The organism is Pseudomonas sp. ABFPK (genome assembly GCF_001586765.1).
In the GTDB taxonomy this organism is placed as follows: domain Bacteria; phylum Pseudomonadota; class Gammaproteobacteria; order Pseudomonadales; family Pseudomonadaceae; genus Aquipseudomonas; species Aquipseudomonas asiatica.
The window spans coordinates 59,606-73,297 of sequence record NZ_LQXW01000009.1 but is presented as its reverse complement, the minus strand read 5'-3'; the positions used below and the strand labels follow the sequence as shown (position 1 = coordinate 73,297).

The following is a 13,692-nucleotide window of genomic DNA, read 5'->3' as shown; positions in this document are numbered from 1 at the left end:
GCCAGACCGAGGCGATAGGGGGCGTAGGGTAATTCTTTATTTCCCGGCATGGGTGTAGGCACTGTCTGATCGACCGCATGGCAAGGGCAACACAGCCCCCCTGTGGGAGCGGGTTTACCCGCGAATGCGTCGGTAGATTCACTGCAGCATTCGCGGGTAAACCCGCTCCTACATAGACCGGTTCAACTCTCGATTACTCAATCGCGCTTTTCGTCATAATAGGTATGAATAGCATCATTTCGACGACACAAGCTACATTCAGACAACAATCTGCACCTTAATAACGAACACCCCACTCCCTAAAATGGCCTCCAGGCATCTCCTATACTCAGGCTCCGCCCGCTGCGCAGCCTCTCTGGCAAGGTCACTTCATGAACAAGAAAAACCGCCACCCCGCCGATGGTAAAAAACCCGTCACCATCTTCGGCCCGGATTTCCCCTTCGCCTTCGACGACTGGCTGGAACACCCCGCAGGCCTGGGCAGCATCCCGGCCGAGCGCCATGGTGAGGAAGTGGCAATCGTGGGCGCCGGTATCGCCGGCCTGGTGGCGGCCTACGAGCTGATGAAGCTGGGCCTCAAGCCGGTGGTGTACGAAGCATCCAAGCTGGGTGGCCGGCTGCGCTCGCAAACCTTCAACGGCACTGACGGGATCATCGCCGAACTGGGTGGCATGCGCTTCCCGGTGTCGTCCACTGCCTTCTACCACTACGTGGACAAGCTGGGCCTGGAGACCAAACCGTTCCCCAACCCGCTGACCCCGGCCTCGGGCAGCACCGTGATCGACCTGGAAGGCCAGACCTACTACGCCGAAAAACCCACCGACCTGCCCGAGCTGTTCCACGAAGTCGCCGATGCCTGGGCCGACGCGCTGGAAAGCGGTGCCCGGTTCGCCGACATCCAGCAGGCCATCCGCGACCGTGACGTACCGCGCCTGAAAGAGCTGTGGAACAAGCTGGTACCGCTGTGGGACGACCGCACGTTCTACGACTTCGTCGCCACCTCGCGCTCGTTCGCCCAGCTGAGCTTCCAGCACCGCGAAGTGTTCGGCCAGGTCGGCTTCGGCACCGGCGGCTGGGACTCGGACTTCCCCAACTCGATGCTGGAAATCTTCCGCGTGGTGATGACCAACTGCGACGACCACCAGCACCTGGTAGTGGGCGGTGTAGAGCAGGTACCGCAAGGCATCTGGCGCCATGTACCGGAGCGCTGCGTACATTGGCCGGAAGGCACCAGCCTGAGCGGGCTGCATGGCGGCGCACCGCGTACCGGGGTCAAGCGCATCGCCCGCGCCGCCGATGGCCGCCTGGCGGTTACCGATAACTGGGGCGACACCCGTCACTACAGTGCCGTGCTCGCCACCTGCCAGACCTGGCTGCTGACCACCCAGATCGACTGCGAGGAATCGCTGTTCTCGCAAAAGATGTGGATGGCCCTGGACCGCACCCGCTACATGCAGTCGTCGAAGACCTTCGTCATGGTCGACCGGCCGTTCTGGAAAGACAAAGACCCGGAAACCGGCCGCGACCTGATGAGCATGACCCTCACCGATCGCCTCACCCGCGGCACTTACCTGTTCGACAACGGTGACGACAAGCCGGGGGTGATCTGCCTGTCGTACTCGTGGATGAGCGACGCGCTGAAGATGCTGCCGCACCCAGTGGAAAAACGCGTGCAACTGGCCCTGGACGCACTGAAGAAGATCTACCCGAAGACCGACATCGCCGGGCACATCATCGGCGACCCGATCACCGTTTCCTGGGAGGCCGACCCGCACTTCCTCGGCGCCTTCAAGGGCGCGCTGCCTGGGCACTACCGCTACAACCAGCGCATGTACGCGCACTTCATGCAGCAGGACATGCCTGCCGAGCAGCGCGGCATGTTCATCGCCGGTGACGACGTGTCGTGGACGCCGGCCTGGGTGGAAGGCGCGGTACAGACATCGCTGAATGCGGTGTGGGGTATCATGAACCACTTCGGTGGCCGCACCCACCCGGACAACCCCGGCCCAGGCGACGTGTTCGACGAAATCGGCCCGATCGCCCTGCCGGACTGAGACAAGGAGGCAGCATGCGTATCGCTCTGTTTCAGGGCTCGCCCAAGCCACTCGACGTGCCCGGCAACCTGCAACGGTTGCGCCACCAGGCGCAACTGGCGGCCGAACGCGGCGCCAGTTTGCTGGTGTGCCCGGAGATGTTCCTGACCGGCTACAACATCGGCCTGGCCCAGGTCGAGCGCCTGGCCGAGGCCGCCGATGGTCCGACGGCCATGGAGGTGGTGGAAATCGCCCAGGCGCACCGCATCGCCATCGTCTACGGGTATCCGGAGCGTGGCGATGATGGCGCGATCTACAACAGCGTGCAGTTGATCGATGGTCACGGCCGCAGCCTGAGCAACTATCGCAAGACCCACCTGTTCGGCGAGCTGGACCGCTCGATGTTCAGCGCAGGTGCCGATCACTTCCCGGTGGTGGAGCTGGATGGCTGGAAGGTCGGTCTGCTGATCTGCTACGACATCGAGTTCCCGGAAAACGCGCGACGCCTGGCGCTGGACGGTGCCGAGCTGATCCTGGTGCCGACGGCGAACATGTCGCCGTACGACTTCATCTGCCAGGTGACCGTGAGGGCGCGGGCGCAGGAGAATCAGTGCTACCTGGTGTATGCCAACTACTGCGGCTCGGAAGACGATATCCAGTATTGCGGGCAGAGCAGCATCGTCGGCCCGGATGGTAGCCTGCTGGCCATGGCCGGGCGGGACGAGTGCCAGTTGCTGGCGGAGCTGGAGCATGAGCGGGTGGTACAGGGGCGGGTGACGTTTCCTTACCTGAGCGATCTGCGCCAGGAGCTGCACCTGCGTAAAGGCTGACAGGGGCCGCTGTGCGGCCCATTCGCCGGCAAGCCGGCTCCCACCTCGACCGCACCGGTTTCAAGGCATGTGCATTCCCTGCGGGAGCCGGCTTGTCGGCGATAGGGCCAAGCCTGCCAACACAAATGGGTTAGCATGAACACCTGCCCCGGAGTTTCCATGCCTGACGCCACCCGCCACCTCACCCTCGCCAACGGCCTGCAACTGACCCTGCGCCACGCCCCGCGCCTGAAGCGCTCGGCCGCGGCCCTGCGGGTGCACGCGGGTAGCCACGACGCGCCGACCAGATGGCCCGGCCTGGCCCACTTCCTGGAGCACCTGTTCTTCCTCGGCACCTCGCGCTTCCCTCTCGACGACGGCCTGATGCGCTATGTGCAGGCCCTCGGCGGCCAGGTCAATGCCAGCACCCGCGAACGCACCACCGACTTCTTCTTCGAGGTCCCGCCCAGCGCCCTGGCCGGGGGGCTGGAGCGCCTGTGCCAGATGTTGGCCGAACCAGACCTGGGCATCGAGCGCCAACGCCGCGAACGCGAAGTAATCCATGCCGAGTTCATTGCCTGGTCGCGCAACCCTCAGGCCCAGCAGCAGTTCGCCTTGCTGCAATCGGCAGCGCCCGGCCATCCATTGAGCGCTTTTCATGCCGGTAACCGGCACACCCTGGCCTTGCAGGACCCTGCCTTCCAGCAAGCGCTGGGTGGCTTTCACCAGCGCTTCTACCAAGGCGGCCAGGTCACCCTGAGCCTGTGCGGCCCGCAACCGCTGGATGAACTGGAATTACTGGGCCGGCAGCATGCCAAGCTGTTCGCAACAGGTGAACGGGTGCCACAAGCTCTGCCACCGCCTTTATCGACGTCCGATACGCACCTGCTGTTCAGCCACGAAAACCTGCCGGCAGGTGCCGAGCAGGCCCTTGAGTTGCTGATCGCCTGCCTCGGCGATAGCCGCCCGGGCACCTGGCTGCATGCGCTTCGCCAGCGTGGCTGGCTGCAAGGCTTCAAGGCCGAGGCGCTGTATGCCTTCGCCGGGCAGTTGCTGTGGCACATTGACCTGAAGCTGAGCGAGGACGCCTGCCCAGAGGAAGCCGATGCCCTGTTGCAGGGCTGGTTCGGCTTCATCCGCCAGGCCGCCCCTGAGCAATTGAGTGCCGAATTCGAGCTGCTGCAGCAAAGCCGCGAACGCAGTGCCAGCGCGCTTGAGCTGGCCCGCCGGGACAGCGCCGGCCAGCCGTTCAGCGGTTTGGACACACAAGGCTTGCAGGCGCTCCGTGCCCTGCTGGAAGGCCTGCCGGGCCGCGCACATGGGCATTGGCAACTGCCCGCAGTCGACCCCTTGCTCCTGGCCGACTTGCCTGATGCCAGGCCGCACCCGCTGCCAGCGGTACTGAAAGTCAGCGACCAGCTGCCTGGTGCTCGTCAGTACGCGGCGCTGTACCTGCGCTGGCATGTCCCTTCGCCGTTGCGCCAACGTCTGCATGCGCTGCTCGAACGCGCCTTGCACCCCCTGCAGGAGCGCTGCGAGCGCGTATCGGTGCAGTTGCAGTTCAGTGCCGCTGGCGAATACTGGCAACTGCGCTGCGCCGGGCTGCCGGCAGCGGTACTGCGCACTGTGGACCAAGCCTTGGCGCTGATGCGCAAGCCCCCGGCAGGCAGCTGGCTGCCCAGTTCGACGCAGCCTCCGGCACTGATCCCCATCCGGGCCCTGCTCAAGCAGCTGCCCGACGCCGTGTTGGGCGCCACGCCTGCACCTGCTCCGGCCTGCACCCTGGCACAGACGCATCTCGACAAACTGTGGCAGCAAGCACGCTGGCACGGCCTGGCTGCCGGCTTCGACGATGGCGCCCTGAACGCATTGGGCACCGTGCTGCAGCACTGCCCAGGGCAAGGCTCAGCGCCTGGCCCTCTGCCCGCCTTAGCCAACCACCGTTGGCAACATGCCGAAGTACCCGGCAGTGAGCATGCCCTGCTGCTGTTCTGCCCACTGCCAGCGGCCATGGAAGCCGCTGGCCGCCTGCTCGCGCAATTGCTGCAAGGGCCGGTTTACCAACGGCTGCGGGTAGAACTGCAACTCGGCTATGCGGTATTCAGTACCTTTCGTCAGGTAGAGGGTGTCGGCGGCCTGCTGTTCGGGGTCCAGTCGCCTCATGCCAGCCAGGTACAGATCCTCGACCACCTGCTCACCTTGCTGCGCCAGGGCGTTACCCTGGCCCCTCCCGCTCGTCAGGCCCTGGCCGGGCAATTCGATGAACCGGCGATGGGCAATGCCGAAGTCGCCGAATGGGCGTGGCAGACATTCCTGGCCACACAACCCGGCAGGCTGGATGCGCTGCGCAGTTCTATCCTGAAAACGCGGCAGACGGATCTGGACCAGTTGCTGAACCACTTGCTCGATAAAGACTCCACTTGGCTATGCCTTGCCAACGCAGTCGCACCAGATACTTCCTGGCTGGGTTCAAACCCATGATTGTTACGAAAACCGCAACGGAGTTTTCGAATAATTAACCTTTCGGTACAAATTTTTCTTGTAAGATAGCGCAATCCCAGCCATGGGAACCTCCAGCAAATGGCGGTACCCAAGTAGTAGCTGACAAACCCACCCCCTCATCCGGAAGGAGTAATTCCATGTGGACCAAACCTGCATACACTGATCTGCGCATCGGCTTCGAAGTCACCATGTACTTCGCCAACCGCTAAGCCCGGCTTACGGTTCAACGCCTCGGCCTGCCGGGGCGTTTTCGTTTTTTCGCTACGGTTTCTGCAGAGAGAGTGGCCATGTACATCCAGGTTCTCGGTTCCGCCGCCGGCGGCGGGTTCCCACAGTGGAACTGCAACTGCGTCAACTGCAAGGGCTTGCGTGACGGCACCCTGCGAGCCACGCCACGCACCCAGTCGTCCATCGCCCTGTCCGACGACGGCGTGCACTGGGTGCTGTGCAATGCCTCGCCCGATATTCGCGCCCAGCTCCAGGCATTTGCGCCGATGCAGCCGGCCCGCGCCCTGCGCGACACCGGCATCAACGCCATCATCCTGCTGGACAGCCAGATCGACCACACCACCGGCCTGCTCAGCCTGCGCGAAGGCTGCCCGCACCAGGTGTGGTGCACCGACATGGTCCACCAGGACCTGACCACGGGCTTTCCGCTGTTCAACATGCTCAGCCACTGGAACGGCGGCCTGCAGTGGAACCGTATAGAGCTGGAAGGCAGCTTCGTCATCGACGCCTGCCCCAACCTGCGCTTCACCCCGTTCCCCCTGCGCAGCGCCGCGCCGCCCTACTCGCCGCACCGCTTCGACCCGCACCCGGGCGACAACCTTGGCCTGCTGGTCGAGGACACCCGCACAGGCGGCAAGCTGTTCTACGCCCCGGGCCTGGGCCAGGTGGACGACAAGCTGCTGACGATGATGCATGGCGCCGACTGCCTGCTGGTCGACGGCACCCTGTGGGAAGATGATGAAATGCAGCGCCGTGGCGTGGGCACCCGAACCGGCCGCGAGATGGGCCACCTGGCGCAGAACGGCCCCGGCGGCATGCTGGAAGTGCTGGATGGCTTCCCGCGCCAGCGCAAGGTACTTATCCACATCAACAACACCAACCCGATTCTCGACGAAGACTCGCCCGAGCGTGCCGAAGTGCTGCGCCGGGGTGTGGAAGTGGCCTTCGATGGCATGAGTATCGAGTTGTAACAGCCAGATCGCACAAGCAACACAGGCCCTGTGGGAGCGGGTTCACCCGCGAAGAATCCCACACAGTGTATGGCACCGGCTTCGCCGGTGTTCGCGGGTAAACCCGCTCCCACAGGGATCGCGCCGAGACTCAGCTATACAGGAGCCAGCCGAATGAGCGACGCACTGCCAATGTCCCCTGCCGAATTCGAGCAGGCCCTGCGCGCCAAGGGCGCCTACTACCACATCCATCACCCGTACCACGTGGCGATGTACCAGGGTCGCGCCAGCCGCGAACAGATCCAGGGCTGGGTAGCCAACCGCTTCTACTACCAGGTGAACATCCCGATGAAGGATGCCGCGATCCTGGCCAACTGCCCGGACCGCGAAGTACGCCGCGAGTGGATCCAGCGCCTGCTCGACCACGATGGCGCGCCCGGCGAGGACGGTGGTATCGAAGCCTGGCTGCGCCTGGGCCAGGCCGTGGGGCTGGACCCGGACCAGTTGCGTTCCCAGGAGCTGGTACTGCCCGGTGTGCGCTTTGCCGTGGACGCCTACGTCAACTTCGCCCGCCGGGCCAGTTGGCAGGAAGCGGCCAGCAGCTCGCTGACCGAGCTGTTCGCCCCGCAGATCCACCAGTCGCGCCTGGACAGCTGGCCGCAGCACTACCCGTGGATCGACCCGGCCGGCTACGAATACTTCCGCACCCGCCTGGGCCAGGCCCGGCGTGACGTGGAGCACGGCCTGGCGATTACCTTGCAGCACTACACCACCCGCGCGGGCCAGGAGCGTATGCTGGAGATACTGCAGTTCAAGCTGGATATTCTCTGGAGCATGCTCGACGCCATGAGCATGGCTTACGAGCTGAACCGCCCGCCCTATCACTCCGTCACCCAGGAACGGGTGTGGCACAAAGGGATCACCCTATGAGTTTCGACCGTAATCAAGTGCCAGCCTGGCGCCCCGGCTACCGCTTCCAGTACGAGCCGGCGCAAAAGGGCCATGTGCTGCTGTACCCAGAGGGCATGATCAAGCTCAACGACAGCGCAGCCCTGATTGGTGGCCTGATCGACGGCCAACGCGACGTTGCCGCGATCATTAGCGAACTCGAACAACAGTTCCCCGGTGTCCCGGAAGTGGCCGATGACATCGAGCAGTTCATGGAGGTGGCCCGTGCCGAACACTGGATCGTCCTCGCCTGAGTTACCGCCCACGCCCGCAGTCGGCCTGCCGCTGTGGCTGCTGGCCGAGCTGACCTACCGCTGCCCGCTGCAGTGCCCGTACTGCTCCAACCCGCTGGACTTCGCAGCCCAGGGCCAGGAGCTGAGCACCGAGCAGTGGTTCAAGGTGATGGCCGAAGCCCGGGAAATGGGTGCCGCGCAAATCGGTTTCTCCGGCGGAGAACCGCTGGTACGTCAGGACCTCGCCGAACTGATCGGCGAGGCCCGCCGGCTGGGCTACTACACCAACCTGATCACCTCGGGCATCGGCCTGACCGAAGCGCGCATCGCCGACTTCAAGAAGGCCGGCCTGGACCATATCCAGATCAGCTTCCAAGCCAGCGACGAGCAGGTCAACAACCTGCTGGCCGGCTCGAAGAAGGCCTTTGCGCAAAAGCTGGAAATGGCCCGTGCGGTGAAGGCCCATGGCTACCCGATGGTGCTCAACTTCGTCACCCACCGGCACAACATCGACAAGATCGACCGCATCATCGAGCTGTGCATCGCCCTGGAGGCCGACTTCGTCGAGCTTGCCACCTGCCAGTTCTACGGCTGGGCCCACCTCAACCGGCTGGGCCTGCTGCCAACCCGCGCGCAGCTGGAACGGGCCGAACGCATCACCAACGAGTATCGGGAAAAGCTCAAGGCCGAGGGCAACCCGTGCAAGCTGATCTTCGTCACCCCGGACTACTACGAGGAGCGCCCCAAGGCCTGCATGAATGGCTGGGGCAGCCTGTTCCTCACCATCACCCCGGACGGCACCGCCCTGCCCTGCCACGGCGCCCGCCAGCTGCCGGTGCAGTTCCCCAACGTGCGCGACCACGACCTGCACCACATCTGGTACGACTCGTTCGGCTTCAACCGCTTCCGCGGCTATGAGTGGATGCCCGAACCCTGCCGTTCCTGCGACGAGAAGGAAAATGACTTCGGCGGCTGCCGCTGCCAGGCCTTCATGCTCACCGGCGATGCCAGCAACGCCGACCCGGTGTGCGCCAAGTCGGCCGACCACGGCATCATCCTCAAGGCCCGCGAAGAGGCGGAAAGCGCCCAGCTCACCATTGAAGAGATGACCTTCCGCAATGAACGAAACTCCCGTGTCATCGTCCGCGGCTGAGTTCAGCGCGGCCCAGGCAGTTGCCGCCGGCACCGACTTCGCCGAACTCAAGGTCAGCGCCGCGGGGCTGTTCTGGAACGAGTTTCGCCCGGCCGATGGTGCCTGTCGCATCTGGCACTGGCAGCACCAGCAGGCCCGCTGCCTGACACCTGATGGCTTCAGCGTACGTAGCCGGGTGTACGAATACGGCGGTGGCAGTTTTTGCCTGGGTGGTGATGGGCTGCTGTTCGTCAATGAAAAGGACCAGCAGGTCTATACCCAGACCCTGGAAGGCGCGGTACCGCGCGCCCTGACTGATGATGCCAGCTGCCGCTACGGCGATGTGCAGTGGCACGACGGCCTGGTGCTGGCGGTCGAGGAGCAGCATGGCGAACGGGTCGAGCATCGCTTGGTCGCCCTGGGTGAACAAGCCCGCGAAGTGCTCGCCGAGGGGGCCGACTTCTATGCATCGCCTACGGTAAGTATCGACGGCCAGCGCCTGGCGTGGGTCGAATGGGACCGCCCGGCACAACCCTGGACCATCACCAGGCTGATGTGCCGCACACGTGATGCAAGTGGCCACTGGGGGCCCGCGCAATGTGTGGCCGGCGCTGACGAATCGCTGCAGCAGCCGCGCTTCGATAGCGAAGGCCGACTCTACTGCCTGTCTGACCGCAATGGCTTCTGGCAACCCTGGGGCGAGGTCGATGGCTGCTGGCAGGCCCTGCCTGCCGAACCGGCGGACCACGCTGCGGCGCCCTGGCAACTCGGCGCCAGCACCTGGTTGGCACTGGGACAGCAAAGCTATCTGGCCAGCTGGTTCGAAGACGGCTTCGGGCAACTGGGGCTGCGTACTGCCGATGGTAGCCTGGAGCGTTTCGCCAGTGCCTACACGCGTTTTCGCAGCCTGGCCATGGATGCCGAACACCTGTTTGCCATTGCCGCCTCGCCGATCAGCCCGCCGGCGGTCATCGCCATCGCCCGCAGCAACCACGAGGTCAGCGTATTGGCTGGTGGCGCCGAAGTGCTGCCGGCAAGGCATATCAGCCTGCCGCAGTCGATCCACTACGGCAGTGACGGCCAGCGCGCCCATGGCTTCTTCTACCCAGCAGCCCGCTCGCAAGGTGCCGCGCCGTTGGTGGTGTTCATCCATGGCGGGCCGACTTCGGCCTGTTATCCCGTGCTCGACCCGCGCATCCAGTACTGGACCCAACGCGGCTTCGCCGTCGCCGACCTGAACTACCGGGGCAGCACCGGCTATGGCCGTGAATACCGCCAGGCCTTGCATCTGCGCTGGGGCGAAAGCGATGTGGCCGATGCTTGCGCGGCGGTGGAATACCTGGCCGGACGTGGGCTGATCGACAGCCGCAAGGCGTTCATCCGCGGCGGTAGCGCAGGCGGCTACACCACCCTGTGCGCCCTGGCGTTCCATGATGTGTTCCGCGCCGGCGCCAGCCTGTACGGGGTCAGCGACCCGGTTGCCCTAGGCCGGGCCACCCACAAGTTCGAAGGGGACTACCTGGACTGGCTGATCGGCGACCCGCTGCAGGATGCCGAGCGCTATCGCCAGCGTACGCCGCTGCTGCATGCGGGGCAGATCAAGGTACCGGTGATTTTCTTCCAGGGCGAACTGGATGCGGTGGTGGTGCCGGAGCAGACGCGGTCGATGCTGGCGGCGCTGCAGGCTAACGGGATCGAGGCTGAAGGGCACTTCTACGCGGGGGAGCGGCACGGGTTCCGCAAGGCGGAGAACCTGGCGCATGCGCTGGAAGAAGAATGGAAATTCTATTGCCGGGTGTTGGGGAGCTGAGATTTTGGGGCCGCTTTGCGGCCCATCGCGACACAAGGCCGCTCCTACAGGGATCGCACAAGCCCGAATGTGGCGCTGTACCTGTAGGAGCGGCCTTGTGTCGCGATGGGCTGCAAAGCAGCCCCAAAAATCTCAGCGCTTGGCGATGATGTACACCGCATGCACGATCCCCGGAATGTACCCCAGCAAGGTAAGCAAGATATTCAGCCAGAACGCCCCGCCAAACCCCACCTGCAGGAACACGCCCAGCGGTGGCAGGATGATGGCGATGATGATGCGTATAAAGTCCATGCGAGTCTCTCCTGAAGGGGTTACATCAGAGACTAGCCGCCCGCCACAGAGGTTCAACAGGCAAAAAAAACGCCCCGGGCCGAATGAGACAGGCCAAGGGCGATGCGCAGGAACGCCAGACGGTTCGTAGAATTCTCGATGTCACCAGGCGGCTAGGCTGGCATTTCGCGGCGGGCCTGCTGCTGGGCGTGCAGGCGGGCAAAGGCACGGGCCAGGCGCAGCAGCATTTCGTCGATGTTGCCCTTGCTCACGGTCAACGCTGGCGAAAAACGCACCACATCCGCCTGCGGTGCGTTGAGCAACAGGCCTTCATGCAAGGCAGCCGCCACCAGCTCGCGGGCCAGGTTTTCTTTCATCTGCAGGGCCCACAACAGGCCTTGCCCGCGCACTTCGCCCTGGCCATAACGCCCAGCCAGCCGGCTCAGGCCTTCACGCAGGTGGCGGCCGTTGTCCTGCACCTGGGCGAAGAAGCCAGGCTCCAGCACGGTATCCAGCACAGCCAGGCCGGCAGCGCACATCAGCGCGTTGCCATGGTGGCTGCCTTCCAGTTCGCCAGGCTCGGCGCAGCACGCCGTGCCCCGGGCCAGCAAGGCCGCCAGCGGCACGCCACCGCCCAGGCCCTTGCCCAGCGTGATGATGTCGGCGCGCACGCGGTAGGTTTCCTCGGCCAGCAGCGCGCCACAGCGGCCGATGCCGGTCTGCACCTCGTCGAGGATCAGCAGGATGCCGAGTTCCCGGCACAGCGTTTCCACACCCTTGAGGTATTCCTGCGTGGCCGGGATGACACCCGCCTCACCCTGGATCGGCTCGAGCATGATCGCCACGGTGCGCGAGTCCACCTCCGCGTGCAGCGCCGCCAAGTCGTTGAATGGCACCTTGCTGAAGCCCGGCAGGCCCGGTTCGCAGCGGTTGCACGGCAGCGGGTCGGACGCCGACAACGCGCCCAGGCTGCGGCCATGGCAGGCCTGGGTGGCGGTGATGATGTGATAGGCGCCGTTGCGGTGCAGCTGGCCCCACTTGCGCGCCAGCTTGATCGCACCTTCGCAGGCTTCGGCACCGCTGTTGAGCAGGTAGGCCTGGTCGCTGCCGGTGCTCTGGCACAGGCGGTTGACCAGCCCCAGCAGGCCACGGCTGTGGAAGCCCGAGCCCGGGTTGATCAACGCCTGGACCTGGCTGCCCAGCGCCTTCACCAGCACACTGGGGCTGTGGCCCAGGCTGTTGACCGCACCACCCTGGGTGAAGTCCAGGTAGGCATGCCCTTCGTTGTCCCACAACCAGGAGCCCTGGCCACGCACGAATACCTGCGCTGCGCGTTCGTTGCTGGGCATGAGGCACTCACGCGACAGCTGTGGCGCTTCCGGCAAGATCACCGGCGCACGCTTGGGCTCGGCGACGGCGGCAGGGGCCGGGCGGCGCAGGTTGAACAGGTTCATCAGGGCTCCAACCAATCACGACAGGGGCGGTCACGGTGCGGTCTTGGTGCAGCACTCGATATTTTGCCTTGCCTATCAAAAGTGTTTTTCATCCGGAGTAACAATCGATCGATTCATCGCTGTAACCCGTTGGAATACGGCGATAGACTAGGCCTCGCGAGGGTTTTCGACCATTTCGTTTTTCCAGCATTTTCGATAAGTATCACTTATGGATTTCCGCCAACTGCGTTATTTCGTCGCGGTGTATGAAGAAGGCCACGTGGGCCGCGCCGCCGAGCGCCTGTCGCTGTCCCAGCCAGCGCTTTCCCAGCAGATCCGCCAGCTGGAGCACAGCCTCGACCTGAGCCTGTTCGAACGCAGCAACAAGCGCCTGCTGCCGACTCTGGCCGCCCACACCCTGTACAACCACGCCCTGCCGTTGCTCGACGGCCTGCAGCGCGCCCACGAGGCCATGCGCAACTTCAAGGGCCAGTCGCTGCGTACCTTGGCCATCGGCGTGCTGCAGACCGTGCGGCCGAGCCTGGTGCCGCAGCTGCTCGAACGCCTGCGCAGGGCACAGCCGCACTTGGTGGTGCAGATCTACGAATTGTCAGGGCTGGAGATTGAACGGCGCTTGCTCAATGGCAGCCTGGACATCGGTATCAGTTACCTGCCGCCACGCCAGCCGGGGCTGCATGGTCTGCTGCTCTATGAAGATGAACTGCAACTGGTCATCCCCGCCACCCACCCGCTGAAGGACTTCAAGAAGGTGTCCATTCGCCAGGCCGCCGAGCTGCCCATGCTGATGCTGGGCGAGGAATTCCAGATCCGCCAGATCTGGCAGGCGCAGCTGGCCAGCCAGGGGCGTCGGCCGCAGGTGCAGGCAGAGATGAACAACATGGCGGGGATTCTCGACAGCCTGGCCCATACCGCGCTGGCCACCATCTTGCCGGGGCGGGCCAAGGAGGCCGCCGAGGATGACCAGGGGCTGCTGTGGAAGCCGTTGAGCGAGCCACGGGTACCGCTGAAGGTTGGCTTGGTGTTCCGCGATGCCCAGCGCCAGCAGGCCTCTGTGGAGCTGCTGCGCACGCTGCTGGAGGAAGAGACGGACGCCCGCCTGTTGGGTGCATCACCGCTGGATGTGCTGGGCTGAAAAACCCGCGCACAAAGAAAACCCCGCCGAAGCGGGGTTTTCCAGACTGTTTCCCTGTGACATCCGTATCGCCCCGCCATCCTGGCAGGTGGTCCTTCGTCGTCGTCCTTGATCTGTCCTTTGCGCTTCCTGCGCAACGTCCATGTGGTAAAGAATAACCGTGGATCCAATCTGAGAACAGTGGTGAAAAG

12 protein-coding genes are annotated in these 13,692 nt (G+C 64.4%); 10 read left to right on the top strand and 2 right to left on the bottom strand.

Going from position 1 to position 13,692, the window contains the following annotated elements; genetic code table 11:
• The first annotated feature begins 371 nt into the window (after nt 1-371).
• The 9 genes from WM94_RS07895 to WM94_RS07860 all read left to right on the top strand — a co-directional run bounded on the left by WM94_RS07895 (nt 372) and on the right by WM94_RS07860 (nt 10,645).
• The gene (locus WM94_RS07895) at nt 372-2,054 is read left to right on the top strand and encodes an NAD(P)/FAD-dependent oxidoreductase (RefSeq protein WP_061550896.1); all 1,683 of its coding nucleotides are present in this window, start codon (nt 372-374) and stop codon (nt 2,052-2,054) included.
• Nucleotides 2,055-2,068: 14 nt separating this feature from the next.
• Complete coding sequence (locus WM94_RS07890; protein ID WP_061550895.1) at nt 2,069-2,863, top strand: carbon-nitrogen hydrolase family protein; 795 nt, start codon at nt 2,069-2,071, stop codon at nt 2,861-2,863.
• A gap of 159 nt (nt 2,864-3,022) precedes the next feature.
• Nucleotides 3,023-5,323: a pyrroloquinoline quinone biosynthesis protein PqqF gene (gene pqqF, locus WM94_RS07885; RefSeq protein WP_061550894.1), complete on the top strand. Its 2,301-nt coding sequence runs from the start codon at nt 3,023-3,025 to the stop codon at nt 5,321-5,323.
• Nucleotides 5,324-5,481: 158 nt separating this feature from the next.
• Nucleotides 5,482-5,553: a pyrroloquinoline quinone precursor peptide PqqA gene (pqqA, locus tag WM94_RS28860; protein WP_003243383.1), complete on the top strand. Its 72-nt coding sequence runs from the start codon at nt 5,482-5,484 to the stop codon at nt 5,551-5,553.
• 78 nt (nt 5,554-5,631) lie between these two features.
• A complete protein-coding gene (pqqB, locus tag WM94_RS07880; protein WP_024086143.1) occupies nt 5,632-6,543 on the top strand; it encodes a pyrroloquinoline quinone biosynthesis protein PqqB in 912 nt (303 codons plus the stop codon).
• A 153-nt stretch (nt 6,544-6,696) separates the two neighbouring features.
• Nucleotides 6,697-7,452: a pyrroloquinoline-quinone synthase PqqC gene (pqqC, locus tag WM94_RS07875; RefSeq protein ID WP_061550893.1), complete on the top strand. Its 756-nt coding sequence runs from the start codon at nt 6,697-6,699 to the stop codon at nt 7,450-7,452.
• Nucleotides 7,449-7,724, top strand: a complete 276-nt coding sequence (pqqD, locus tag WM94_RS07870; RefSeq protein WP_004375207.1) for a pyrroloquinoline quinone biosynthesis peptide chaperone PqqD — start codon at nt 7,449-7,451, stop codon at nt 7,722-7,724. The genes pqqC and pqqD overlap by 4 nt, the downstream gene beginning before the upstream one ends.
• Nucleotides 7,696-8,856, top strand: a complete 1,161-nt coding sequence (gene pqqE / locus WM94_RS07865; RefSeq protein ID WP_039613237.1) for a pyrroloquinoline quinone biosynthesis protein PqqE — start codon at nt 7,696-7,698, stop codon at nt 8,854-8,856. Before pqqD ends, pqqE begins: the two co-directional genes overlap by 29 nt.
• Entirely contained in the window at nt 8,822-10,645 is a 1,824-nt protein-coding gene (locus WM94_RS07860; RefSeq protein WP_061550892.1) for a S9 family peptidase, read from the top strand. Before pqqE ends, WM94_RS07860 begins: the two co-directional genes overlap by 35 nt.
• Before the next feature lie 132 nt (nt 10,646-10,777).
• Here WM94_RS07860 and WM94_RS28850 read toward each other — a convergent pair whose 3' ends face one another.
• Together WM94_RS28850 and WM94_RS07855 are read right to left on the bottom strand one after the other, a co-directional pair.
• Nucleotides 10,778-10,936 (bottom strand): YqaE/Pmp3 family membrane protein, encoded by a 159-nt coding sequence (locus WM94_RS28850; RefSeq protein WP_009681539.1) that lies wholly within the window; start codon nt 10,934-10,936, stop codon nt 10,778-10,780.
• Between the two features lie 152 nt (nt 10,937-11,088).
• Nucleotides 11,089-12,369: an aspartate aminotransferase family protein gene (locus WM94_RS07855; protein ID WP_061550891.1), complete on the bottom strand. Its 1,281-nt coding sequence runs from the start codon at nt 12,367-12,369 to the stop codon at nt 11,089-11,091.
• 208 nt (nt 12,370-12,577) lie between these two features.
• Between WM94_RS07855 and WM94_RS07850 the strand changes: the two genes are divergently transcribed.
• A complete protein-coding gene (locus tag WM94_RS07850) occupies nt 12,578-13,501 on the top strand; it encodes a LysR family transcriptional regulator (RefSeq protein ID WP_004375209.1) in 924 nt (307 codons plus the stop codon).
• Nucleotides 13,502-13,692 lie beyond the last annotated feature (191 nt).